This is a genomic window from Mucilaginibacter sp. Mucisp73, assembly GCF_059491465.1.
This window is the reverse complement of record NZ_CP168507.1, coordinates 1,374,141-1,397,693: the sequence shown is the minus strand read 5'-3', so window position 1 is coordinate 1,397,693 and position 23,553 is coordinate 1,374,141. Positions and strand designations below refer to the sequence as shown.

Genomic DNA, 23,553 nt, shown 5'->3' with positions numbered 1-23,553 from the left:
AAAAGTTTAGGGCTAACTTTAAGCAAATACTTCACAATGAAAATGATCCCACTTTTTAAATGCCGGGACTTACACCAGGCCGTTGATTTTTACACTAACGTGCTTGATTTCAAGCTCAAATACCCGGAAGCCACCGCTGACGACGGCGTTATTGACTTAACAAGTGAATTTGGAGAACTGCAGTTAACCGTATATGAAAGCGACCGCCTATTTGGTTCGGTGGTAAATGTTTGGGTTGATGATGTGGATAACCGGTTTACCTATTACATATCCCGCGGGTTGGATACCTCCGTTAAAAAAGAGTCGCCCGTTCACCAGGGACCAACCGACCAAACCTGGGGAACGCGCGAGTTTTATGTTACGGATACTGACGGCAATACTTTACGGTTTTGCCAGCGGCAACGGTAGATATTTATTGAATTACTCTAATCTCAGCTGGGGCATTAATCACCGATTTCACTTTACCATCAGCCTGCTTAACATGTTTAATTTTCACAATACCATATGGCGTTGGATAAGTTCCTTCGACAAAGCTCAGATCGCCCAAATGGGGTTCAATCTTAATTACCTTACAACCTGGCGCTATTACCTTTACACCCAGCACATACTCGGTTAACCACGGTGTTGGCCCTGATGCCCAGCCATGCGAAAGGCTATGCCTGAAACCTTTATAACAATAAGCGCCATAATCACCATGGATATCTTTTTTACCATCGGGCACCAACTCATCTATCCGCAAAGCGTTGGGCAACCAGTCGATATTAAAATCTTCCCAAAAAGTAGTAGCGCCAAGGTTCAGCATCGGTCCCCAAAAGTTGCGGATAGCGTCAATGCCACCCTGGTAGTCGCCGGCTTTGGCTTTGGTCAACAGCATATAATAACCAAAAAACGTTGAGTAATTGTGTACTCCATCTTTAGAAAGAATATCGTTTGCTTTTTCGGCAGGGAGTAAACCCGATAAGCCCAATAGGGCTGCAGCCTGTTTTGAACCGCCGGCATCCGGCACATTGGTTTTTAGTTTTGCAACCGCGGCTTCGCATTTTTTGGCCGTGGTCGGATCTTTCAATATTTTGCAGAGTTCGGCACCGGCATTCAGGGTCATCACCAGCATGGCCTGTAAACCGGCATGAATAGCAGGTTTGTTTTCGCTCGATGGCCAGTCTAAAAACCGACCGGCGCCGTCCAGCTTTTCGCTGCCGTTTGCATCAACCTGTACTGCGTACTGATTCAGCAACTTTACCAGGTAAGCTTTCTGCTGCTGCAGATATTTCAAATTACCGGTGTGCATATACCAATCGCGTTGGATCAGGATCCACCACATAGAATAAGATACCATCCCGTTCATATAGCCGGGCAAAGGGGTAATATCGCGGGCCAAATCAAGACTTTTTGACACTACCGGATTATCGCCAAATACAGCGGCAATGGTTGATGTTTCGGGATGCATATCTCCTACCCAAACCAGCCTGTCGCGTTTAATACCGTCCCAAAGATAATCCTGCATATTGAGATGTACGGTGTATGCACCGGTAAGCCATATTTTGTTAAGCAGCGTATCACTGCATTTAAATGAGCCGAGGTAAGGGATATCGCGGTAAACAAAAATAGCCCTTGCTTCTTTCAGCTTAAGTTGACTGTTATCATCCACCAAATCTATCCGTATAAAGCGAAAACCGGTGTTACCGATTTCCAGCTTACCCAACCATGGCAGGGATATGATCATATCGCGCATAGCGTGGTCGTTCGTAGCGCCTTTTATGGTATCGATATTTGACATGGCCTCGCTTGCCGATTCGCCAAAACGGATACGCACCCTCACCGGCTTGCCACCCCTCGACTGATCGGTTACCAATTGCAAACCGCCGTGCAATTCCTTACCAAAATCAAGCAATAAACCGGGCTTTCCTTTTTCATTGCTTTGAAGAATGCACAAGTCATTGCCTGAAAGATTGGCTTGTCCATCACCTTGCTTCAGCAGTTTTTCGGTATTGATAATATTGGTAGCTGCATTCGGCGATCTCCAAAGAATGCGGACCGGTGAAAGATATTTCCTTACCGTTTCTGTAGATTGCGCTTCGGCAGATCGCTTAGCATCAAAAACCGGAGGAAGCTTTTGGGCCTCGCAAATAAAACAGAGGATAGTCAATATGAGTATACCGATGATTTTCTTCATGTGAAAATACCTTTTTGCCTACTTTTATAATTTCCCTCTAAAAAGGGTACACAATGGAAAATGCGACGGCAAAGGCATATTTCCCACTGCTTTTAATTGCGTGGTTAAACATAGTCTTTTTCATCGATTCAAGTTCGTTAACCGCGCTTTCTTTGAAGATATTACCGAAGACTAAATACCAAATGATACAGATTTATCGTCAAAGCCGGTAAGTTTATAATTAAACAATACTAACGCTTTCATCATGATCTGGCATCCTGTACTATCTTTTTTTAATACACTATATTATCGATTGTATTTAACGCTCTCCTCTGAAGATCTTACTTCAGGAACAAGAAAAAAATGTGCCGAAGGTGCAAAAGATTTGCATGGCAATAGGATTATCATCAACAACTAACTTACCATGAGCAAGCTGAACAATAATGCAGAGATAGTCATTTTACTTTCCGCTCATGGTCTTCCGTTTGCATCCGGAAGACCATATGAGCCGAAAAGTGTTATTCAAACGGGGATCTTATCTGAAATGTGACCTGAGCATCCAGGCCATGCCTTCGTGTGTTTCCATCAGGCCGGTAATAAAATCACTGGTACCGGCATCATTGTACTTGCTAACAAAAGGATCGATATTACTGCGGATAAACTCGATGATGCTTTCATGGTCTTCAAGCAATTCTTTCAAAAAACCAAGGCTATCATTTTTATGATCAAGTTTTTCGGTTAAATGGGTAAGTTGTAATAATTGGGTTAAAGTAGCAGGCGCGTAATGGCCTATCTTACGGATGCGTTCGGCCACGCTGTCCATAATTTCATCAAGCTCGTTGTATTGCTGTTCAAAAAACACATGCATTGAATGGAAGTCGGGACCTTCAATATTCCAGTGGGCATTACGGGTTTTGGTGTACAGTACAAATTCATCAGCCAGCAATTTGGCTAACTGATCTGAAACGGCCTGGCGGTCTGCTTCATTAATTCCGATGTTTGTTTTCATGATATTGTGTTTTTTTGTGGTTGATAGATCTTTTGTTTTATAACTTACTCATATTTTGATGGATGAGTATAATTACTAAACAGCCTTTTCACAGGGCAATATAGTGTAAATGCAGTTACCTCAAGGTAAAATATTACCGGGGCTATGATAATCATGGCATGGGTATGATAATTCCAGTCAATAGATGACAGTACAGGCATAGTAAACACCAAAGCCCCGCGGATTACAGCCTCTGTAGTGCTCAGATTTTCCGGGGAATCGTCGGGAAAAAAACGTTTCAGAAAATTATCTGAAACAGGTTTTGAATATTTGGCAATTGGCGGTACGACTGCCCTTTTCAGTTGGGTGTCTGCTTTGCGGATCCTATTTTTAGCAAGGTCTCTCGAGTCGGGTGGTAACTGCAATGTTTTCATGGTACAGCGTTTAATGTTATGACATAAAATTAGCTCCCCTGCGCTTAAGATATGCACCAAATTCGTTGAGCAGGCAAAAGCAATCGGTAAAAGGTATTTTTATGCAGATGATGTTTAAACGTTTTATTAAACCCTGATCATTTCGATGTGGTCGATGCCGTCCTCTTCATAAATTTCCCCTTCCATTTTAAAGCCCAACTGCTCATAAAACTTAACAGCATAATACTGTGCCCCTATCCGGATAGGCACATCTCCATAGATCTTTTTAGTTTGATCGATAGCGGCCCGGGTTAGTAATTTACCTACACCTGTACCGCGTACTTTTTTGCTGCTAACTATACGCCCAATTGATGCTTCGGCATATGATTTACCCGCGGGTACAATACGGGCATAAGCCACCAGTTCCTGATCATCATCAAACAATAACAGATGGTGGCAAGCGTAGTCTTTATCATCGGTGTCTAAAAACACACAATTTTGTTCAACTACAAATACCTCGCTCCTTAGCTTCAGTAATTGGTACAACTCGGTAACGGTTAAATCATTAAAAGCTTTGCAAATTTGAGTGTAGTTCATGGTGTTTGATTTTTCTCTCGCAAAGGCGCAAAGTTTTTTGCCGATTTGCTTGTGTCGCTAAAGTAAATATTTCTGAGAAAAGCAGAAAGCATGGCCAGTTACAAAAAAAAAGTCATACCGAACTTGTTTTAGGAATGCGCAGAACAAGCCATCTGTTAAACATCCATCAACTTAGCATGTGGGCGCCTAAATAAAAGTGGTGCCCTGTTGCTATGTAAATTACCACTTGTGATAAAGAGGCATTATCTTGTCCCGTGGAAATCACATTTTTTTCAACAATCCCTTATTCAAACCTTGTAAAAAATTATTTTCGCAGCCTGATAAATTAATCATTCTATTACCCAACATGTCTGCATCTCATTCCCTGTCGCCGGTACAGGCCGATCTTGTACGAATTGTTTCAAAATATGTATTGCTTGAAGAAAGCCGGAGAAATTTAAAAGGCCGCTGCCCTTTCCATAAAGACCAGGCAACCTCCCTGATGGTATCGCCCGAAAAAAATATTTTTCAATGCTTTGGCTGCGGTAAAGGCGGCGGCCCTGTTGAATTTGTAATGGCCATTGAACACAAAACCCGCGAAGAGGCAATTCAAATGATTACGGGAAGTAATTAGGGAAAACTTAATACAGCTTTTTAACAGTCTTCATCCATTCACGGGCAATGAGCTCATGACCGGCGGGCATGGGATGAACACCGTCCCAGATCCAATGCTCGGCTTTGGCTTTTTGTAAAGCCTTATTAAACACATCCTGCAAAGGCACAAAAATGGCGTTAAATTTTGAAGCAAGTGACTTAACCATAACCTGTCGTTTCTGAACTTCAGTTGTCCATAGCTCCGGGTTCTTGCTTACCATACCAACTGGTAAAATAAAAGGCTCTAACATGATCAGCTTAACATCGGGTAACGCAGCTTTGGTTTGTGTTAACATCCTATCATAAGCATTGGCGAAATCTTCGGCGGTTGCTTTATCGCTCTGCATTATTACCCTGTGCACATCGTTAATGCCTATCAGTATGCTTAATACATCGGGCTTAATATCCAACGTATCCTTTTGCCAGCGTGCTGCAAGGTCATTTACGGTATTGCCACTGCTGCCCCGGTTAAAAAACTGGTAATCACGGCCAGGATAATCAAAATTAATACGGGCAGTTATCAAATAAGCGTAGCCCTGACCGTAAACATGGTTCCAGTCTTTATCATAACTGCGGCCGCCGTCGGTTATCGAATCGCCCTGGAAAAGAAAAGTTTTTCCAATGCCATCATCTGGCAAATAATCATCATTCTTTGCTGATGCTGATACCAATCCCGGTGCTGCCATTGCTGCTGCGCCCGCCAGCGATGCTTTCTTTAAAAAATCTCTCCTGCTGTTGCTCATATGCTGCTTACTAATTGGTATGATTTGCCTTTTTCGGTGTTGATCACCAACTCATACCCCTCTTTTACTTTAACAGGAGTAGCATTTAAACCATTAACTGTCAGTTTAGATTTAGATATAATATGGCAGGTGCCGCCTGTTTTTGATAACACTTGGGCGGTCACAACCTTGCCCGCTGCCCATTTCATGTCAACTACAAATGCGCCCCTCGCTACCAAACCCTTAATTTCACCATTTGCCCAGGCATCGGGTAATGCAGGTAGCAGGTGTACATTACCGTTCTGGCTTTGCAGCAGCATTTCGGCCAAACCCGAGGTGCCGCCAAAGTTACCATCTATCTGAAACGGTGGGTGGGCATCAAACATATTTGGATAAAGTCCCCCGCCCTCGCTGTAGTTGTATCCGCTTTCGCCGGTTAAGCGCAGCAGGTCGCGGTAAAGTTTGTAGGCATGGTTACCATCTCTCAACCGGGCCCACAGGTTTACTTTCCAGGCCAGGCTCCAGCCTGTGCTTTCGTCCCCGCGCAGCTCTAACGAGCGTTTTGCCGCGGCTGCCAGCTCCGGGTTTGCAGCAACCGAGATTTCATTGGCCGGATAAACAGAATATAAATGTGATACATGGCGATGGTGCGGGTCGGGCGATTCCTGGTCTTTATACCATTCCTGCAACTGGCCTTTGCTGCCTATCTGGTATGGGATTAGCTTAGCTTTTTTAGCGATAAGTGAATCCCTGAAAGCGGCATCAACACCCAGCACTTTAGTTGCTGAGATCAGGTTATCAAACAGATCGCGGATGATGCCCATATCCATAGTAGTGGAAACCGAAACATCCGACTTTTTGCCTTCAGCATAAATAAACTCATTCTCGGGGCGACATGGACGGCGCGGTTACCAGGTGCCCGGTACCATCAGGCACAAGCCAATCAAAGGTAAATTCGGCGGCGCCTTTCATTAAAGGGTAAGCTGTATTTTTTAAAAACGCTTTATCGCCGGTGTATAAATAGTGTTCCCACAAATGGCGGGTTAGCCAGTCGCCGCCCATTGGCCAGTTAGCCCATGCGGGGTCGCCGTGGCCGAGATCACCTACCGGATTGGCTAATGCCCAGATATCAGTATTGTGGTGGGTTACCCAACCTTTAGCATGATAAAAGCTTTGGGCAACTTCGGTTCCTGTTTCGGATAACCCTTTGATCAGTTCAAATAAAGGCTGATGCATTTCCGTAAGGTTACAATCCTCAGCCATCCAATAGTTCATCTGCACATTGATGTTGCTGGTATAGTTTGAACTCCATGGCGCACGTAATTCTTTATTCCAGATGCCTTGAAGGTTAGCAGGTACGCCCGGTGTTCTTGAACTGCTTATTAACAGGTAGCGGCCGTATTGAAAATATAAAGCTTCAATGCCAAGATCGGCCCCCTGGTTTTTATTGTACAGTGCAAGCCTTTCATCGGTAGGCAATTCGGCATGGCTACCCTTGTTATCGTTAATTTTAAGGCTTACCCTGTTAAAAAAGCGATGATAATCGGCCAGGTGAGCGGCAAGCAACTGTGCATAAGGTTTGGCAGCAGCTTTATCAAGGTATTGGGCCGCAACCTTTTCGTCTCTGTCAGGGCATTGGTTGTATGCTTTAAAACTGGTGGCTGCGGTAACGTACAGCGTTAAACTTGATGCCCCTTTTACGGTGATCCCGCTTGTATCGGCAGTTATTTTACCATCACTGCTTACGGCCTTTGCCAGCACCTCGTACCGCATGCCCCTGCATTTGTCATCATCAGCATAAACTATCGGATTTTTTGAATCAACATAGCTTGGTTCAACATGTGCCGGAGCTTTGCCGCTTAGCTGCAATACATTTTTATTCAGCACCTCTTTTTGAAAACGAAGCTGGCTGCTTGTATTTATTTTAAGGTTTAACTGTTTAGCCTTATCAGCCGTAAACCGGATAACAATTACCTTATCGGGTGCCGAAGCAAAAATTTCGCGTTTATAACTTACGCCGCCAACGGTATATTTTGTTGTAGCAACAGCGTTGCCGATGTTGAGGTCGCGGTAATAGCTGCCGGTCTTATCACCATTATATGATTGTTTGATATGCATATCGGCCATGGGCAGATAGCTTTCAGAATATAGGCCCTGCATTTTTTTAGTGAGGTCCCTTGCGGTTTGGTAATCACCTTTAAACAGTGCCTCCCTTACCTGCGCCAGGTATTGAAATGCACCGGGATTTACATTTTGCTTCACCGGCCCGCCCGACCATAAGGTAGATTCATTAAGCTGTAGCAATTCATCATCAACACCACCAAAAACCATGGCACCCAATCGGCCGTTACCGATGGGCAAAGCTTCCGTCCACACCTTTGCGGGCTTTTTATACCATAAAGTATTGTTCTGCGCGTTTGCGTTGGGCGCAATCAATTGCATGCATAAAGGTAAAACTACAAACAGGAGTGTTGTTTTCAGGCCTTGGTTCATAAATAGGTTAAAATTGTTTTTACAAGTATACCAATGCAACAACGATAAAAAATAATGCTTATTGGCATTTTATTATACAAAACGGTTTACCTTGTACAAAAAAACCCGCTTTGCGGGCGGGTCTTCCTTAGTAAGTAGTCAGTTATAGTGTATTATCTTCTTTCGTTATAAACCTGGAACTCGGCTATTGACACCTGGTGCTCGGCTTTATCTATCGAGATCCGAACCTTGCCGGCCCATACCCTGTCAAAACGGTGAACTTTAATCTTGTTAGCATTATCACCATCAAACAAGGGCTTCCAGCTTCCGTTAAGGTAATATTCCAGGCGGTAATGTGAAATATTCGGTTTTTCTTCGGCAATAACAATGGTGTTCAGTGCCTGGTCTTTCTTAAAATCGATTTCGTACCACGGATTTTTAACTGTTGGGTTTGACACCCATGAGCTATGAAAATCATCGTCATTGGCAAAATCCATAATAGCCGAATCATCGCTCCAGCTTGAGCTTGCCGGTTGATTTTTTGCAATGTTTGATGAGATGATCGGCGCATCCAACGTAGAAAGTTTAGCTACCGGACCTTCGTTTTTCCAAAGTTTACCAATCTCTTTAAGTGCGGCAAGGGCGTTATCGTCAAATAAACCATCGCGGTTGGGTGCTACGTTCAGGATAAAATTACAGTCGACATTATTCAATGGTTTCAGGATATCGTTAACCAGTTTAGCAGGCTCCTTAACCGGGGTTGTTGGGTGGCTTGTTTCCCAAAACCAGTTAGCCTGCAATGGTAAGCAGGCAATGGCTGGCATACGGTTATCTTTTGTTGATACACGCTGGCCTGCCCCCATTTCGTAAGTTTTGATATCGGTATAATACATGCCTTCGGCGGGGTATTTGGCGCCGTTTAAGTCCATAACCAAACAATTAGGCTGCAATGATTTTACCAATGTGTAGATCTCCTCAAACGGTACATCATCATATGAAATTCTTGACCACGGAGCATCCCATCCGTCAATGATCAAGGCCGAAATCTCGCCGTATTTGGTCATCAGCTCGGTGATTTGCGCTTTAACCATATCGATATGCTTCGGCGTGATCATGTTTGGCCTTAACCTGTGGTGGGTATCCAATATAGAATAATACAGGAACACTTTTAAACCATTAGCCCTGAACGCGTCAGCATATTCTTTAACCACATCCTTTTTCAGGGGACTGTTCATCACGTTATAATCGGTTGTTTTGGTATCCCAGATACAAAAACCGCTGTGGTGCTTGGTGGTAATGCAACCATAGGTCATATTGGCCGATTTAGCGGCCTTTGCCCACTGGTCGCAATTCAGTTTTTTAGGGTTAAAGATAGTTGGCAAAGCATCAGGATCGGCCCAGTCCTGATCCATATAGGTTGGGATGTTAAAGTGGATAAACATACCAAAGCGCAGGTCGACAAATTCCTGCTGAAGCTGGGCAAGCGGTTTTACAGGCTGCCGGGCCGTTTGTGCTTTTAGTGAGAGTGAAGCCGCACAAAGGGCTGCTAAGCATATAGCTCTTAATTTAAACATGATTGGGTTGTTGGTTAAATGTGATAAAACGTTTTAACAACTGCAATATCACATTTAAATTTAATGTTTAGATTATCGGAAATTGACATTACATTCAGCTTATTTGGCGTGTCGAGGATAAAAACATATGCCGCCGCTCGGCTCCAGCCGAGTGGCAACTATTTTGCGGCCTCTGGCCGTCGTGTTTAAACTTACGTTTGTTTGCAACGAGCGCTTAAAATGATTTGGCGATTGTATCGCCCGGTTGCGTTACAAACGCAAGACCATATTAAGCACTCATTATAAATGAGCGCAGGAGTGAGCAAGAAATAAACGCTTGTATTATTTGCGGCGGCCGGAGGCCGCGTGATAGTTGCCACTCGGCTGGAGCCGAGCGGCGGCAAGTTGTTTCACTAAAACAAATCCGGATAATCCGTAATCACACCATCAACACCTAAGCTTTTGAGCTGTTCAATTTCGGCTTTTGTATTTACTGTCCATGGCAATACCTTAATCTTTGCATCGTGGCATTTTTTTACCAGGTCGGCATTAACCAGTTTATAATCCGGGCTGTAGATGAATGGGGTAAAACCCAGATCGGCTATGTTATCTTCAAACGTTTTTTTGTTTTCAATAAGATAAGAAGTACGCACATCAGGGTATTTTTTGTGGATGATCTGTAATGTGCGTTTATCAAAAGACTGGATAACCACATAAGGCAGGATCTTCTTTTCGATCAGGACAGCCATTAACCGCTCCGCAAATTCTTCCGGAGGGGGATTATAAATACCATCCCCTTCTGGCGAGCATTTGGTTTCAATATTATAGAATACCGGCTTTTTATGATTTACCTTAATGTAGTTCTGTACCGAATCAATCAGTTCAGACAACAGCGGCATGTAGGTTTTGATCTTTTTCTGGCGCGGAAATTTGCTGTATAGTTTTGAGCCTACATCATACTTTTTCAGATCCTCATATTTCATTTTATAGAGGATCAGGTTCTTTGCTTCTTCCTTACTGATCTCTTTACCATCGGGCGTAAGTGAAAACAACGGATTGACGTATTCATCATGCGATAAAACCACCTGCCCATCAGCGGTAACGTGTGTATCCATTTCTAACGTAGTAACAGTGCCCTGGTCGATGGCATTTTTCATAGCCGGAATGGTGTTTTCGGGCCTCAGTCCCCTGCCGCCGCGATGCGCTTCGGCAGTGAATGAGGGGAAATCTGCATTTTTTAATTCCATGTTTTTAACAACAGTAAAGCCTGATAACAAGATAAGGCTTATTCCGGCAACAATGTTCAATTTATTTTGCATCTAATTCGCTTGAATATTTACTCCCAAATCGATCTGTAGCTTCAACCCTAACCTTTTTAACCGACGGATCAAAGTACGCTACAAACAAATGCTCTGTTTCATGCGGTTCCACAAAGTGTCGGCCTGCAGGTAATTGATTGCCTTTGTACAAACTTACTGATAAGGGGTCATATCCCTGCTCTTTTGATAAAGCTCCCATTGGTTTGTCATCTAAATAATACACAACTTTCCACTCGGAGTCATAGTTCCAAACATTCGCGATGAGGCGCATCTGATCGGTTAGTTTTTCGGCATAAACACTGATCTGGTTTTCGGCAGGCAATCCTGTTGATTTGTAATACCATTTCAGGTCGGTACCGTTTACTGAATATACACCGTATCCACGTGGGGTGCCGTCAACGCATATGGGGCCTGTCCACCAGCCGCCGCACACGGTGCCATGGTTATGCTCAAAAATGCCATTGGCAATATTATTATCATGATAATGCGTATGGCCCGACATGATATGTACATTGGTAAAACCATCAAGCACTTTATAAAAATCCTGGTTATTTTTCACCTGATTATATACCGGGATATGCAGGTTAATGATTAGCAATTCATCTTTCTTTACATATTGCAGATCTTTTGCCAGCCAGCTTAACTGATCTTCGGAGATATAACCGTCATATTCGCGCTCAGTGCCCAGGTAACGAACATTATCCAATACCACATAATGTGCCTTACCGCGGTTAAATGAGTAATAGGTTGGCCCATAAATCTGCTTGAAAGTAACATCCGATGTTTCATCGCCTCCCTGCCGGTAATCCATATCATGGTTACCTATCGCCTGAAAAAACGGGATGCCCATTTGAACAACAGCTTCATTATAGGCCGGGAAAAGCTCATGGTTATCCCAAACAATATCACCTACGCAAATGCCATGCACCAACGCGTTTTTCCCCAATGATTTTATGGTAGCAATAGTGTCGGGAACCGAGGTATCCATCATTTGTTTCACATCCTTTTTGTTTTTCACCTGTGGATCGGCCCAGATGATGAAGTGATGGTTATTATCATCAACTTTTAAAAGCTCCAGCTTAAAATCAAAATGCGAACTGCCGCCTATGTTTTCGTAATGCTTGGCAACATTATAATCTGTTTTAAACTCATAACCCGATGGTGTGCTCATGAAAATACTTTTGGCTTTTTCATGAGCCGTAAGCTCATAATTGCCTTTATCATCAGTAAGCGCTACCGAAAAACCATCAGATATCACTACGCCTTTAATTCCTTTTTTTCCGGCTGTAACCCGGCCTTTCACTGTATCGCCAGTTAATATTTGTGTAAGCGCGTTGGCTCGAAGCGAGATGAACGCGCCGCCGGTTATAAGGCCCACGCCCTGTAAAAATGACCTTCTGTTCATTTGATAATATTTTAGCCTCACCTAAATCCTCTCCAAAGGAGAGGACTTAAATAAATATTTTGATCCTGTTATATAAAGCCCCTCCTTTGGAGAGGGGTTGGGGTGAGGTTTTAATTTTGAATTGTTGTTACGCCTGTAGCCGTTTCAATTGTGCTAATTGGCGACGTCAACGTAAGTGTAACGCTGGTTACAGTTCTGCCGGCTACCCATCTACCGGTAAGCGCATCGTAAACACCGCCTAACTGGCTAAATAAGCCATCGGTTGGTAAAGGTAGTTTTGATGTATTGGAACCACCGCCATAAAAGCCCTGCTCGGTGCGGGTTACCGGGTTAATGGTACTGTAGTAATCGGTATTGGTGATGCGGTAACCAATCTCCGGCGGGCCAGCCGAGTACACGGTACCACCGCCGCCGTACATAATCACATCAAGCGGAACACTTGAAGCAGTGACAGTTGTACCGGTGAATACGGCGATACCTGCAACGTTACCACTGTTAGCTAACAGATTGGTAGTTACGTTACCGAAATCTGCGCCGGGCACTTCGGCATACATCGTACTGTTGATCCAGTTGGATGAGCTGATATCGGTTGAGCCTTTACCCCAGATATTTTTATTACCGCCCACATAAAAGAACTGTCCTTTTTTTACAGACCCCGAGGTAAGATTAAACTTGTAAGTTTTTGCTAAACCTTGCGCCCAGCCATTGGCAGGTGCCGGGTTAGTGCCCGCATTATTACAGGTTACAACAGCGTAGCTGGTTACCGAAAAATCGATATCCTTAGTTGCCTTTAACTGGATATACTCATAATCCGCGTCACTACCCGAAGGATTGGTAAGATATCCTGTTATAATAATTGGCGATGGCTTCGTAGCCGCAAGCGTAAACACATCATCAATAGTACGCGGCCAAAGCTGTAATTTGGTATCTGCACCAGACGTTACCGCAAACGGTATGCCTGTAAAATTAGCGCTGAACGGTAATTCGGTAGTTGCGAAAGCAGCGTTAGCCTCTGTATGCATTATTATTTTGCCAAAACCGTCATTAATGGTTTTATCACCCGCGTAGGTTTCGCCCTGCTGCGGCTCCGGATCAGTTACTGCCTTAGCTATCGTAACCAGTGTACCTTCGTAAACATCGGGCGATGCCAGCAACGTTGCTGATGGAACCGACTGCACTTTAACGGCTTTATTCGTGGCAGCTTTATTCACTGAGCTTTCAGTAAGGCCTTTAACACGCATACTGCCGTTTACTTTGGTAAGTGTAGCGCCCTCAACTTGCACTATTACCGAATCGCCGGGAACATAATTTGCAGCTGCGTTGCCTATCTCCAGAGAAATACCTCTGACGGCATTCCTGCGATTATTTTGTACTACCAATAAACCGGCCGGGCAGTTACCTGCTGCTGCGTTTGAAATTACTACGCCCACTATTTCCTTTGCTCCGCCCATATTGCTGCTGTTAAGCACAACATCCGAGCCTTTGTAAATCGCTCTAAGGTCAACAACAGCTATGATAGGGCTTAATGTACCTTCGGCATATTTATTCTTTTTACATGAACTTATACTGACAGCCGTAGCAAGCGCCAGTAATAAATATATCTTTTTCATTTTATGGATATCTTAGTTTAAAACCGGTTTATTATTGTTTCTGCCACCAAACCTGTGTGCTGATTTCGTCGGCACCCTGCGCTGCTACAGCTGCTTTGTAACTATCCGGATTAGCCGATTGCACGTAAACCGGGTACTGCAGCCTTGCCGGCATAATGCCGTTGTTCCTTAAACCATTACCTTTTGGCAATACCGGGTGACCGGTACGGCGGTACTCAAACCATTGCTCAAAATCGGTGTAAAACATCGAATAGTATTTTTGAACGTGGATCATCTCCATCTTTTCATCAAGCGGGGCAGCATTATCCCACGTTATATCAGCAGCTGTTAAATAGGTGTCAATAGGAACAGCATAGGTTGGGATCCAGAACGTGATGCCCGATTGAACACCATTTTTGTAGTAAGCTGATGCATCTCCGGCTATCCAACCTTTGGCCGCAGCCTCGGCAAGGATAAACTGTAATTCCGAATAGTTCATGATGTTACCCATCAATGGGTCGTTCATTAACGTAGTTGTTGATGTAGTGGATTGGAAATATGATTTGATACCAACGTTTTCACCCGGTGCATAACCGCTCGGGATACCCTGAATACCTCCCTGATAACTTGAAATCGACCAGCGATTGTTAACCAATCTCGGATCGGCCCATTTAGCAAGATTGTTTACAAAAAACTCGCAAACACCGGGTTGCCGCCAGTCCTGTTCACGCACACCACCAATAAACGGCGATGTTAAAGCTCCGGACCCTGTCCACCGTAACACTGCCGAATCATCATTGCTGCCCATGATAGGGTAAGCATCAGGGTTGGTGTCAACAATCTGTTTGATCTTAGCTATCACATCAGTCGAAACATCGCCTTTGCCCGATACCCTTAACAACAATCTTAAATAAAGTGAGTTACCAAACTTGCGCCATTTTAAAGCATTCCCGTTAAATACAGGATCACTTCCTGCAACAACATTTGCAGAGGCATTAAGCAGGGTATCTGCTGCTTCCAGGTTTTTGAAAATATCCAGGTAGATATCTTTCTGCTTATCAAACTTTGGCGTAAAATTCCCGTCCTTGCCTTTATTTGAATCAAAGTAAGGTACATCGCCATAAGTATCAGTAAGTAATGAATATAACCATGACTGGCATATCAACGAGATCCCCATATAAGTTTTGTTGTAGGTAACCTCCTTGCTCGCAATGGTATAAATATCCTTAAAGTTGGTTAACTGAGTATACCAGGCATTCCAGGTAGCATCGGCCCAGGTGCGTTTAATGTCATACCTGAACACCCTGCCCTCCGAATCGCCGGCATCTACAGTAACCTGCATCAACTCGTTATTAAAATTACGAGCGCGAAGCATATTAGTCCCCAATGTGTTTACCAGTGCGGGTGCCAGCAATTGCTGCGGCAAGGCGTTTGGCGTACCGTTGGGATCGGTATTAAGCTCAATAAAATCTTTTTTGCATGACGACATTATGCTAACGAACAACATCATCATTGATATAAGTATATATCCGTTCCTTTTCATATTGTTAATTATTAAATGCCAATAACTATGTTAAAACCAAATGTGCGGGTTGATGGAAACTGTGCAATCTCAAATCCCTGCACAATGTCGCTGCCGGAGAGTGTTCCAAATTCAGGATCGAAGATTGGCCACTTTGTCCAGATGTACAGGTCGCGGCCGTACACGCCTACTGTAGCCCGCGTTAAACCAAGGCGTTTAACCAAACGCGGGCTCAGTGAATAATCAAACCTTGCCTCGCGAAATTTCAGGAAGTTGGTTGAAAACGTGTTGCCTTCAGCATTGTCAATACCATAGTGTGAGCGGTAGTAACCATCAACATCTGTAGCAATAACATCGTTCGGCCGGTAGCTGCCATCAGGATTTTGGATAACACCTTTACCGATGATACCGTTATACCGGCCCGGTAAAGTAAGTGTTGTTTTACCCTGCTCGGCCAGTTTGTAATTTGAAAGCGAATAGGATACACCGCCAACCTGGGCATCAAACAACAGGTGCAGGTTAAATTGCTTGTACCTGAAATCGTGTCCCATGCTTGCTTTCCATTTAGGGATGGTGTTGCCTAAATAAACCAGATTATCGGATAGTTTGGCAAACCCTGTGGATGCATCGTAAACGATCTGCCCATCGGGCGAGCGTAAATAACCGCGACCATACATATCGCCCATGCTACCGCCTACGCGCGCGACGATTTGGCCGCCGCCTGTTGGGCCGTTACGCAATACAACCGCGCTGTCGGCAAGCTGCTCAATGGTATTTTTATTGGCGCTGAAGGTTGCAGTAACATTCCAGCTAAACACGTTGGCCTTGCGTATGGGCATACCGTTCAATGAAATTTCGATACCCCTATTACCTACCTTACCAACGTTGATAACTGCCTGGCTGTAACCCGATGACTGATCAACAGTACGGCTAAGGATCTGATTTTTAGTATTGCCGCTATACAAAGCAATATCAAAACCTAAACGGTTATTGAACATCCTCGTTTCGGCTCCAACCTCCAGCGTTGTGGTGCGTAAAGGTTTCAGATCGGGGTTTGACAGCGTACGCGGGTTTTGCAAACCACCTGCATAAGTACTACCTGCCGATACATAGTTAAATGAGGTTTGATAAGGATTGGTTGTGCCACTACCCACGCCAGCAAGTGACGCCCTTAGTTTTGCATAGTCAATAAATTTAGGCAGCTTAAATGCTTCAGACGGTAAAAAGCTCATGCTTGCCGATGGATAGAAGAAACCAACCTGATCAGTACGGTTTGCCGTAGCCAGTGTACTGATCCAATCCTGACGGGCTGTTAAATCTACATACAAGTAATCTTTAAAAGATGTCGATAACAAGCCGTAAAAGCTGTTGATAGCATATTTTGATTTATAAGGCAACGTAACCAGCGGACCAGCATTGTTAGCCATCGAATACACGCCCGGATATACTAACGAGTCGGCACGTACCTCATCGCGGTTATAATTGTTGCGGAGCATACTGCCGCCTGCTGTAGCGGTAATGTTAACATCGTGCGTTATTTTCTTGTTGTATTTCAACAGGAAATCGGCACCCTGCTCTTCCGAATAGATGTTTTGTGTACGGTACGAGCCTTTCGGGTATTTACTTCCGGCATCATATGGACGCTGCTGTGCGCGCTGCTCATAGCCCATGTCTAAAGTAGCACGAACCTGTATGTTAAACTCTTTTGTGACATTATAAAGTGCCTCTACGTTTCCTGTAACCGAGTTACGGTTTGACTTGTTGATAAACTCATTTGATACTGCGTAGGGGTTTTCAGGGAACGAACTGAAAGGATAAAATATGGCTTTACCATCCTGCCCGTTTTTCCAGTAGTTTTTTAACCAGCTCAGATCGGCATTGGGCTGCCAGAAAATAAACCAATACATCAATGACTGATTACCATAGCCCGCCCCCGGTAAGTTATCACTGTTTCTGTTGTTGTAGTTTACTTTTGCGTTGATGGTCAACTTATCATTGATCTTTGAATTTACCGATAAAGCGATGCTGTTACGGGTATATCCTGTGTTAGGTGTTATCCAGTGATTGGTAACGTTGGTTGCCGAGAAACGGGCGGTTGTTTTATCGCTGCTGCCGTCAACACTTACCGAGTTGGTGAAAGTTTGGCCAACGTCAAAAAAATCACGGATCTGGTTTTTGTATGGCACCCATGGTGTGCGTGTTGTACTTTGTTTTTGAGTAACCGGGTCAAGCTGATAAAAAAGCTGTCCATCAAACTTTGGGCCATAAGCCGAACTTGTCGAGCTGGTGCTTGCACCATCAGGACCGGCACCGTACGAATAATAACGAGAACCCGCCGTACCTTGTCCGTATTGATATTGCAGATCGGGCCAGCGGTTTACACTTTCAAGGCTTGCATTTGAGTTAAAGGTGATGCCCAGGCCACTATGCTTTTTACCCGATTTTGTTGTGATGATAATAGCACCATTGGCACCGCGCTGGCCATAAAGCGCAGCAGCACCCGGGCCTTTCAATACCGTTACGGTTTCAATATCTTCAGGGTTGATATCATTTAGGTTGCTGCCATAATCGGCAGGCATGTTATCGCTGCTGGTACCATAAGCCGATTCGCCGGAGTTGCTTGTACGTCTGCCGCTACCCTGGTTAATTACAACACCGTCAACCACTATCAAAGCTTCGTTATCACCGGTCAGGTTATTTTCACCACGCAGGATAATTTTGTTTGATCCGGCCGGACCGCTGTTTGAACGGATCAGGTTTAAACCGGCTACCTTGCCCGATAATGCATCAGTCCAGTTACCTGAAAGAGCGCCGGTTAGTTGCTCACCTTTAATAACCGGGGCAGAATAACCCAAACTTTTATCTTCCCTTTTTATACCAAGTGCCGTTACCACAACTTCGTTAAGTTTATTATCGGCCGGGCTAAGCGTGATATTTAAAACAGTATTGGCATTCGAGCTAACACTTACATTCTGGATCCTCTTAGTTTCGTAAGAGATAAAGCTTGCCTCAACCGTGTAAGTACCCGGCACGATATTTAATGTATATGAACCATCAACGCCACTGATAGCAGTGGCCCCGGTTCCCGGAATTTTCACAGTAGCACCGGGAAGTGGTTCTGATTTTTCATCAACCACTTTCCCTTTAATGCTACCCCTATCTTGTGTTTTTGCAATGATGAGGATATTACGTTCACCTGCTGCTCTGTATGTGCAGGTAGTGCCTTTTAAAAGCAGGTCGAGTGTTTCGCCTAAAGAGCGCTCTGCTTTTGTTATGTGTACTTTGCGTTTATCATCAAGCAGGTTATTGTTATAGCTGATAGAGATATCGCTTGCTTTTTCAATTTGCTGAAAGGCATCCTTTAGCATGGTGCCCTCGGCACCAAACGTGATCCTTTTGTTTATTACTGTTTGAGCCTTAGCGTTTATGCCGCCGAAAGGCAATTGTAAAAAGAACAGCATGGTTAATAACCATAACTTTTTCATATATTTACTTTAATTTATACTTGTCTAACCGTGAGTTTAAATTGTCAAAATTCTGAAGCCTGGGGTTGTTACCAGCAACGTCCAGGCTTTTACCAATAGCCGGGTAAATACTATTTCATTATACTTCCTCCTTTTTGATTATTGTTTGAAATAAATAGCTGATTGCCTTTTTGCGTGTAGCCCAATCCGGATAGCGCGCTGAGAGTTTCCATGGCATCTGTCAATGTCATTCCCCTTAATTTGGCTGTAAGCCTTACATTGCCCAGGTCCTGTTCTGTAAACCTGATCTTAACGCCGTAATGATGCTCAAGCGAAGTGGCTATCTCACTGTAAGTTGTATTATAGAAAACAAATTCGTTATTGATCCACGAGCTTACTGATGACGCATCAGTGTTGTTAAAAGTATAGATACCATTTTGGGTATTGATGCTGATCTCTTCATTCTTTACCAGGTATTTAACCATTTGAGGTTTTCCCTGCACATTGGCCATTACCCCTACTTTACCGCTTTGCACGGTTACAGCTACTTTATGATCGGCCAGGTAGGCTTTAATATTGAATGAAGTGCCCAATACAACAGTGGTGATATCGCCGCTTTTAACTACAAAAGGCTTAGTCTGATGAACCACATCAAAAAAGGCTTCACCATCAAGCGTTACGTTGCGTTTTTCACCGCTAAAGTTTTTGACGTATTTGAGTTTACTGCCGCCACCAAGATAAACTATCGAACTATCGGGCAATTGTATTTTAGAATGCTTGCCATCGGCATTGCTGATTTCTTCATAAACCAAAGCTTGTGATTGTTTAAAGTATCGGTATCCAAACCAACCTGTAGTACAAATAAGCAGGCAGGCAGCAGCATAAGTTATCCAGTTGAATTTAAGATTGCGTTTAATTACAGGTGTTTGAGGTTGGGTTATATGCGCATTGATCCTGGCCCAGCTGCTTTCGGCATGTTCGGGCTGTTTAAAATATGTTTTGGATGCTTCCAGAATCTGGATGGTTTCACTAAACTGTGCAAGGTTTTCAGAGCTCTCCTCAATCCACTCCTGCAATTGCGTTAAGCCATCATCGCTGATGGTTTTTTCAAAATATTCAACTATTAAGCGGTAACTATTATCTTCCATTAAATCTGTCTCTGCAATAAAGACTGATTTTACGTACCCGATACGTAGCGAAATGAGTTAAGTTTACATTAAGAAATCATTAACCCTCAGAAGTGAAGTTATGCTGCCCTTTTAACAGCTGACGAAGTTTTTTGATAGATTGATAAAGCGTAGTTTCAACTGTGCGCACTGAAATACCCAACACTTTGGCTATCTCATTTTTATCAAGGTTATCAATACGGCTCATGAGAAATATCTGCCTTTGGCTGGCAGGCAAGGTATCAATAAGGTTTAGTATTTTATTGTACGATTCGCGGCCAGAAAGAATTTTAAATGGATTATCCCTATCTTTTAACATCTGGCCCTGAAGGTCGATATCTTCGATAGAATTTACCGGATCTTTCTTTTTTTGGATATGATTTAAAGAGAGATTTTTGGCAGCAACAAACAGGTAACTTTTTACATTAAGGATGGCCGTATCGCGGTTGTCCCAGAGTTTAATGAAAAGATTGGCGGTGATCTCTTCGGCAATGGTATAGTCTTTAGTGTACACCTTGCACAACTGGCATAAGGTTTTGTAATAACGGTTAAAAAGAGTTTCAAGGGCAACGGGGTTGCTTTGCTGGATAAGCCCCATCAACGCTTCATCAGTAAGTGCAGGATACATGCCAAAGAGTTGTTTTGGCTCAAATGTAAGGCTGCTATGTTAGCATAATGTTAACAGACGACAAAACCTTTATTACCGAAAAACCTGACAATAGCTATTAAGCTATTCTATGATCAGGTTTTTTGATTGAGACGTAAGTTTTCTATAAGGATTTTCAAAAAAAAGTTTCACATAATCAGTCCCATCTACACTAAAACCCGGAGCATGCCCCCTGTTATGGATGATCAATAATTGGCTATTAGGCATATACCGTTTTATCAACCTGTTATAAAACGGCCTGCAATCGGGGTCGACGTCACCTGCCGAAATTAATGCCGGTACTGTAGAATAAACAGGCTGCTTTGCTATAGCAGGTTCTGCCTTCACCTTCCAACAATTGCATATGACATGATCTACATCATTAAACGGATACCCAGCCAACCACGGTAATACCAAATGTTGTTGTGCTTCCAATGTAGGATCATCGTATGAAATTTGTTCTGAACAATAAACAGAATACCTCATACCCAGTGATACGCTTGAATTACCCGCGAAATAGCCATCAAACACCTCCTGTACATATTTATCATGACGGCCTTCAATTAAATCAATCATTACCGCAGGCACCGTGCTAACCTGCCGGGAGTTCATCCGGCCTATTATTGCATCGAGTAATTCGTTTTTTGTATAAGTGAGGTTGGCAGTTTTATCACTCCCTTTTTCCTGATAAGCTATAGTAAACTTTTTCCCGGTGATAGTGCTGAAGTATTGATGGAATTTCATTCTTAAATCTTTATATTTTGTGTCAGAAGAATCCGTTTCGCAATTATGAAATACCTGCTCAAGCGCTTCATTGATATTAAACAAAGCGTGTTCCTCAAAATTAACATAACCCGGCAGTGGTGAATTTAAAAGCAGCGCACGAACGCCTTCAGGGTGATTTCGTACCATGGTAAGCATAAGACCGCCGCTATAGGATATGCCAGCCAGGTTAAGCGAATCAACATTTAAGGCTAATCTTAAATCATTTATATCTTCAGCACTTTCAATGGTGTTAAAGGCCGATAAATCGACGCCTTGTTTTGTAAACCGGTTCCGGCATTCAGTAACGGCTTGTGATACGAGGCTATCCTTATTTTTGCCTTCTCTGTAACTGCGTTTAATGGCCGCTGCCACTTCCATGCAATCCAGGCATGGTTGTGCCCTCTTTGTTCCCCGTTGATCAAACGCAATAAAACCGCCATAGGCTAACCAACCGGAGTTATAGCTTATGCTATCAATATTTAGTGTAGTGCTGTAGCCTGGGCCACCTGTAGTGTAAAGCGTGATGTTTTTGCGTGGGTCCTGATCTGGCCGGCGTACAAATAAAAACGGGATCTTCACTTTGCGTCCTTCGGGCTTGCTTCTATTTTCCGGTACAACAAGGTAACCTGTTTTTAAAACAAGCCTTGGGTCTGCCTTAACCAACCCGGGGTAAGGCTCTAATACCGGTTTGTATTTCTGGCTATAAGCTTTTTGAATAAGAAAAGTAGCGCCCAATAATATGATAAGGAATGTTTTCATGACCGTTGTTTAGCTTACAAAGAAAGCGATCTGCCTTACCCACAAAAAGTAAAAAACGGACAAATTAAAATTGATGCTTGGTTATCCTTTGACCGGTAAGGTTCATAACGTCCTTATAAAAATGGCTCAAATCATAATATCCATAATCTATCGGAACAAAGTTTTCTCTGTTATTTACAAATGCTGTTAATGCATTTCTGCCCCGCACAATTGAGAAATAATTTTTAGGCGGAGTGCCAATCACCCTGTTGAAATACCGATTGATAGTTTTAGAAGTAATGAACAGCCTCTCAGCAACTTTTGATGTATTCAACTGCATGCCAGTAGCCTGATATTCGCCAATGCTGTCGTTAACAATTTTAACATAATGATCCTGGCTTACCTGTTTAATGAGCTTCTCTAACAAAAATGATTCAACAATGATTACACGCTCCTCGAAACTTACAGGCCGTTTTACTTTTTGAAGTAATTCCCAGGGCAAAATTTGATTAAGGTTAATGATCTTGTCAATAACCGGGACTTGATTTAGACCTAAAACGGCTTCTAAACCGCCCGGATTAAATTTAACCGTGAATATATTATCGGCAGGTAGTTTATGCCTGGTAACGTCCTCGTTTCTCAATATTAAAACATCTTGCTGCTCCCTTACATGATACCGGGTATTCTTCAAATCAATATAATAGGGCGAACCAAGGTTGATATAAAAAGTAGGTGTCCAACTTGGGAACATCTTCACCGATGAAAACTCATTTTTTACGTACTGTGCAGATAAATCTAAAACTGATTGTGAATAAAATTCGATATAGTTAGCCAGCTCTTCGCAAGGTGCGCTGAACCTGTATATTTTACGGATATTCTGAAATATCTCAACCATACTTGTCAGGGTTAACTATATCTGTAAAAATAATTCTTTTTATTAAAATCAGCACACATAGTAAAGTAACGGCCCAGCAGGTGCTTTACCTGTATAAAACAAAAATGGCTATAGTAAAGGCACCTAACACAGTATGCCATTTATGACAGCCATTTCGGCGGGGACGTTTTTGTATCTATGGCAAAAAGAACACCTCTTTCAAAGGCACACTCACCGGCGAATGATCGGCATTGGTATCCATGATATCGGCCATGTATAACCACCATTTTTTCATAATAGGGCTATCAGGCAAATGATCAAGGGCTTCCTGATCTTCAACTTCCATCACACCAAAAAGCCAATGCGTATCCTCATCTAAAAAAATAGAATAATTACTGATCCCCACATCTTTAAGCAAACTGCTCAATTCGGGCCAAATGGCATCATGCCGCGCCTTATATTCGGCGGTTTGCCCTTCATGAAGCTTCATTTTAAACGCTACTCTTGCCATTGTAAATAGTATTAATATTATTAA

General features: G+C 43.2%; 20 protein-coding genes. 2 read left to right on the top strand and 18 right to left on the bottom strand.

Annotation, left to right across the window (positions count from 1 at the left end):
• The first annotated feature begins 36 nt into the window (after nt 1–36).
• Complete coding sequence (locus tag ACEN82_RS05990) at nt 37–408, top strand: VOC family protein (protein WP_413318193.1); 372 nt, start codon at nt 37–39, stop codon at nt 406–408.
• Between the two features lie 4 nt (nt 409–412).
• Here the strand turns inward: ACEN82_RS05990 and ACEN82_RS05985 are convergent, their stop codons facing one another.
• From ACEN82_RS05985 to ACEN82_RS05970, 4 genes are all read right to left on the bottom strand, one after another.
• Nucleotides 413–2,173, bottom strand: coding sequence for an alpha-L-rhamnosidase-related protein (locus ACEN82_RS05985; RefSeq protein ID WP_413318195.1), 1,761 nt, complete (start codon nt 2,171–2,173; stop codon nt 413–415).
• 514 nt (nt 2,174–2,687) lie between these two features.
• The gene (locus tag ACEN82_RS05980) at nt 2,688–3,161 is read right to left on the bottom strand and encodes a Dps family protein (protein WP_413318197.1); all 474 of its coding nucleotides are present in this window, start codon (nt 3,159–3,161) and stop codon (nt 2,688–2,690) included.
• 44 nt (nt 3,162–3,205) lie between these two features.
• Nucleotides 3,206–3,574, bottom strand: coding sequence for a hypothetical protein (locus ACEN82_RS05975; RefSeq protein WP_413318199.1), 369 nt, complete (start codon nt 3,572–3,574; stop codon nt 3,206–3,208).
• A 126-nt stretch (nt 3,575–3,700) separates the two neighbouring features.
• Nucleotides 3,701–4,150, bottom strand: coding sequence for a GNAT family N-acetyltransferase (locus ACEN82_RS05970; protein ID WP_413318201.1), 450 nt, complete (start codon nt 4,148–4,150; stop codon nt 3,701–3,703).
• Nucleotides 4,151–4,496: 346 nt separating this feature from the next.
• Between ACEN82_RS05970 and ACEN82_RS05965 the strand changes: the two genes are divergently transcribed.
• Nucleotides 4,497–4,763 carry a CHC2 zinc finger domain-containing protein gene (locus ACEN82_RS05965; protein WP_413318203.1) on the top strand — a complete coding sequence of 89 codons (267 nt, stop codon included), beginning with the start codon at nt 4,497–4,499 and terminating at the stop codon, nt 4,761–4,763.
• Nucleotides 4,764–4,770: 7 nt separating this feature from the next.
• Here ACEN82_RS05965 and ACEN82_RS05960 read toward each other — a convergent pair whose 3' ends face one another.
• From ACEN82_RS05960 to rhaM, 14 genes are all read right to left on the bottom strand, one after another.
• Nucleotides 4,771–5,526, bottom strand: a complete 756-nt coding sequence (locus tag ACEN82_RS05960) for an SGNH/GDSL hydrolase family protein (RefSeq protein ID WP_413318205.1) — start codon at nt 5,524–5,526, stop codon at nt 4,771–4,773.
• Nucleotides 5,523–6,335: a glycosyl hydrolase family 95 catalytic domain-containing protein gene (locus ACEN82_RS05955; RefSeq protein ID WP_413318207.1), complete on the bottom strand. Its 813-nt coding sequence runs from the start codon at nt 6,333–6,335 to the stop codon at nt 5,523–5,525. Before ACEN82_RS05955 ends, ACEN82_RS05960 begins: the two co-directional genes overlap by 4 nt.
• Before the next feature lie 49 nt (nt 6,336–6,384).
• Nucleotides 6,385–7,998: a glycoside hydrolase family 95 protein gene (locus ACEN82_RS05950; RefSeq protein WP_413318210.1), complete on the bottom strand. Its 1,614-nt coding sequence runs from the start codon at nt 7,996–7,998 to the stop codon at nt 6,385–6,387.
• A 152-nt stretch (nt 7,999–8,150) separates the two neighbouring features.
• Entirely contained in the window at nt 8,151–9,551 is a 1,401-nt protein-coding gene (locus ACEN82_RS05945; protein WP_413318212.1) for an alpha-L-fucosidase, read from the bottom strand.
• Between the two features lie 392 nt (nt 9,552–9,943).
• Nucleotides 9,944–10,777, bottom strand: a complete 834-nt coding sequence (locus ACEN82_RS05940; protein WP_413318214.1) for a glycerophosphodiester phosphodiesterase family protein — start codon at nt 10,775–10,777, stop codon at nt 9,944–9,946.
• A 61-nt stretch (nt 10,778–10,838) separates the two neighbouring features.
• On the bottom strand, nt 10,839–12,254 hold the full coding sequence (locus ACEN82_RS05935) for a calcineurin-like phosphoesterase C-terminal domain-containing protein (RefSeq protein ID WP_413318216.1): 1,416 nt from the start codon (nt 12,252–12,254) through the stop codon (nt 10,839–10,841).
• Nucleotides 12,255–12,364: 110 nt separating this feature from the next.
• Complete coding sequence (locus tag ACEN82_RS05930; RefSeq protein ID WP_413318218.1) at nt 12,365–13,864, bottom strand: DUF5689 domain-containing protein; 1,500 nt, start codon at nt 13,862–13,864, stop codon at nt 12,365–12,367.
• A 31-nt stretch (nt 13,865–13,895) separates the two neighbouring features.
• Entirely contained in the window at nt 13,896–15,386 is a 1,491-nt protein-coding gene (locus ACEN82_RS05925) for a SusD/RagB family nutrient-binding outer membrane lipoprotein (protein WP_413318220.1), read from the bottom strand.
• An 11-nt stretch (nt 15,387–15,397) separates the two neighbouring features.
• Nucleotides 15,398–18,850 (bottom strand): SusC/RagA family TonB-linked outer membrane protein, encoded by a 3,453-nt coding sequence (locus tag ACEN82_RS05920; RefSeq protein WP_413318222.1) that lies wholly within the window; start codon nt 18,848–18,850, stop codon nt 15,398–15,400.
• Nucleotides 18,851–18,960: 110 nt separating this feature from the next.
• The gene (locus ACEN82_RS05915; RefSeq protein WP_413318224.1) at nt 18,961–19,977 is read right to left on the bottom strand and encodes a FecR family protein; all 1,017 of its coding nucleotides are present in this window, start codon (nt 19,975–19,977) and stop codon (nt 18,961–18,963) included.
• Between the two features lie 79 nt (nt 19,978–20,056).
• Nucleotides 20,057–20,623 carry an RNA polymerase sigma factor gene (locus ACEN82_RS05910; protein WP_413318226.1) on the bottom strand — a complete coding sequence of 189 codons (567 nt, stop codon included), beginning with the start codon at nt 20,621–20,623 and terminating at the stop codon, nt 20,057–20,059.
• A gap of 102 nt (nt 20,624–20,725) precedes the next feature.
• Complete coding sequence (locus tag ACEN82_RS05905) at nt 20,726–22,165, bottom strand: alpha/beta hydrolase (protein ID WP_413318228.1); 1,440 nt, start codon at nt 22,163–22,165, stop codon at nt 20,726–20,728.
• 64 nt (nt 22,166–22,229) lie between these two features.
• Nucleotides 22,230–23,039, bottom strand: a complete 810-nt coding sequence (locus tag ACEN82_RS05900; protein WP_413318230.1) for a helix-turn-helix domain-containing protein — start codon at nt 23,037–23,039, stop codon at nt 22,230–22,232.
• Between the two features lie 175 nt (nt 23,040–23,214).
• Nucleotides 23,215–23,529: an L-rhamnose mutarotase gene (gene rhaM / locus ACEN82_RS05895; protein ID WP_413318232.1), complete on the bottom strand. Its 315-nt coding sequence runs from the start codon at nt 23,527–23,529 to the stop codon at nt 23,215–23,217.
• Nucleotides 23,530–23,553 lie beyond the last annotated feature (24 nt).

What these genes read in the sequence shown, in the direction of transcription:
- ACEN82_RS05990 (WP_413318193.1), top strand. Translation starts at nt 37, where the DNA reads ATGAAAATGATCCCACTTTTTAAATGCCGGGACTTACACCAGGCCGTT.
- ACEN82_RS05985 (WP_413318195.1), bottom strand. Translation starts at nt 2,173, where the DNA reads ATGAAGAAAATCATCGGTATACTCATATTGACTATCCTCTGTTTTATT.
- ACEN82_RS05980 (WP_413318197.1), bottom strand. Translation starts at nt 3,161, where the DNA reads ATGAAAACAAACATCGGAATTAATGAAGCAGACCGCCAGGCCGTTTCA.
- ACEN82_RS05975 (WP_413318199.1), bottom strand. Translation starts at nt 3,574, where the DNA reads ATGAAAACATTGCAGTTACCACCCGACTCGAGAGACCTTGCTAAAAAT.
- ACEN82_RS05970 (WP_413318201.1), bottom strand. Translation starts at nt 4,150, where the DNA reads ATGAACTACACTCAAATTTGCAAAGCTTTTAATGATTTAACCGTTACC.
- ACEN82_RS05965 (WP_413318203.1), top strand. Translation starts at nt 4,497, where the DNA reads ATGTCTGCATCTCATTCCCTGTCGCCGGTACAGGCCGATCTTGTACGA.
- ACEN82_RS05960 (WP_413318205.1), bottom strand. Translation starts at nt 5,526, where the DNA reads ATGAGCAACAGCAGGAGAGATTTTTTAAAGAAAGCATCGCTGGCGGGC.
- ACEN82_RS05955 (WP_413318207.1), bottom strand. Translation starts at nt 6,335, where the DNA reads ATGGATATGGGCATCATCCGCGATCTGTTTGATAACCTGATCTCAGCA.
- ACEN82_RS05950 (WP_413318210.1), bottom strand. Translation starts at nt 7,998, where the DNA reads ATGAACCAAGGCCTGAAAACAACACTCCTGTTTGTAGTTTTACCTTTA.
- ACEN82_RS05945 (WP_413318212.1), bottom strand. Translation starts at nt 9,551, where the DNA reads ATGTTTAAATTAAGAGCTATATGCTTAGCAGCCCTTTGTGCGGCTTCA.
- ACEN82_RS05940 (WP_413318214.1), bottom strand. Translation starts at nt 10,777, where the DNA reads ATGGAATTAAAAAATGCAGATTTCCCCTCATTCACTGCCGAAGCGCAT.
- ACEN82_RS05935 (WP_413318216.1), bottom strand. Translation starts at nt 12,254, where the DNA reads ATGAACAGAAGGTCATTTTTACAGGGCGTGGGCCTTATAACCGGCGGC.
- ACEN82_RS05930 (WP_413318218.1), bottom strand. Translation starts at nt 13,864, where the DNA reads ATGAAAAAGATATATTTATTACTGGCGCTTGCTACGGCTGTCAGTATA.
- ACEN82_RS05925 (WP_413318220.1), bottom strand. Translation starts at nt 15,386, where the DNA reads ATGAAAAGGAACGGATATATACTTATATCAATGATGATGTTGTTCGTT.
- ACEN82_RS05920 (WP_413318222.1), bottom strand. Translation starts at nt 18,850, where the DNA reads ATGAAAAAGTTATGGTTATTAACCATGCTGTTCTTTTTACAATTGCCT.
- ACEN82_RS05915 (WP_413318224.1), bottom strand. Translation starts at nt 19,977, where the DNA reads ATGGAAGATAATAGTTACCGCTTAATAGTTGAATATTTTGAAAAAACC.
- ACEN82_RS05910 (WP_413318226.1), bottom strand. Translation starts at nt 20,623, where the DNA reads ATGTATCCTGCACTTACTGATGAAGCGTTGATGGGGCTTATCCAGCAA.
- ACEN82_RS05905 (WP_413318228.1), bottom strand. Translation starts at nt 22,165, where the DNA reads ATGAAAACATTCCTTATCATATTATTGGGCGCTACTTTTCTTATTCAA.
- ACEN82_RS05900 (WP_413318230.1), bottom strand. Translation starts at nt 23,039, where the DNA reads ATGGTTGAGATATTTCAGAATATCCGTAAAATATACAGGTTCAGCGCA.
- rhaM (WP_413318232.1), bottom strand. Translation starts at nt 23,529, where the DNA reads ATGGCAAGAGTAGCGTTTAAAATGAAGCTTCATGAAGGGCAAACCGCC.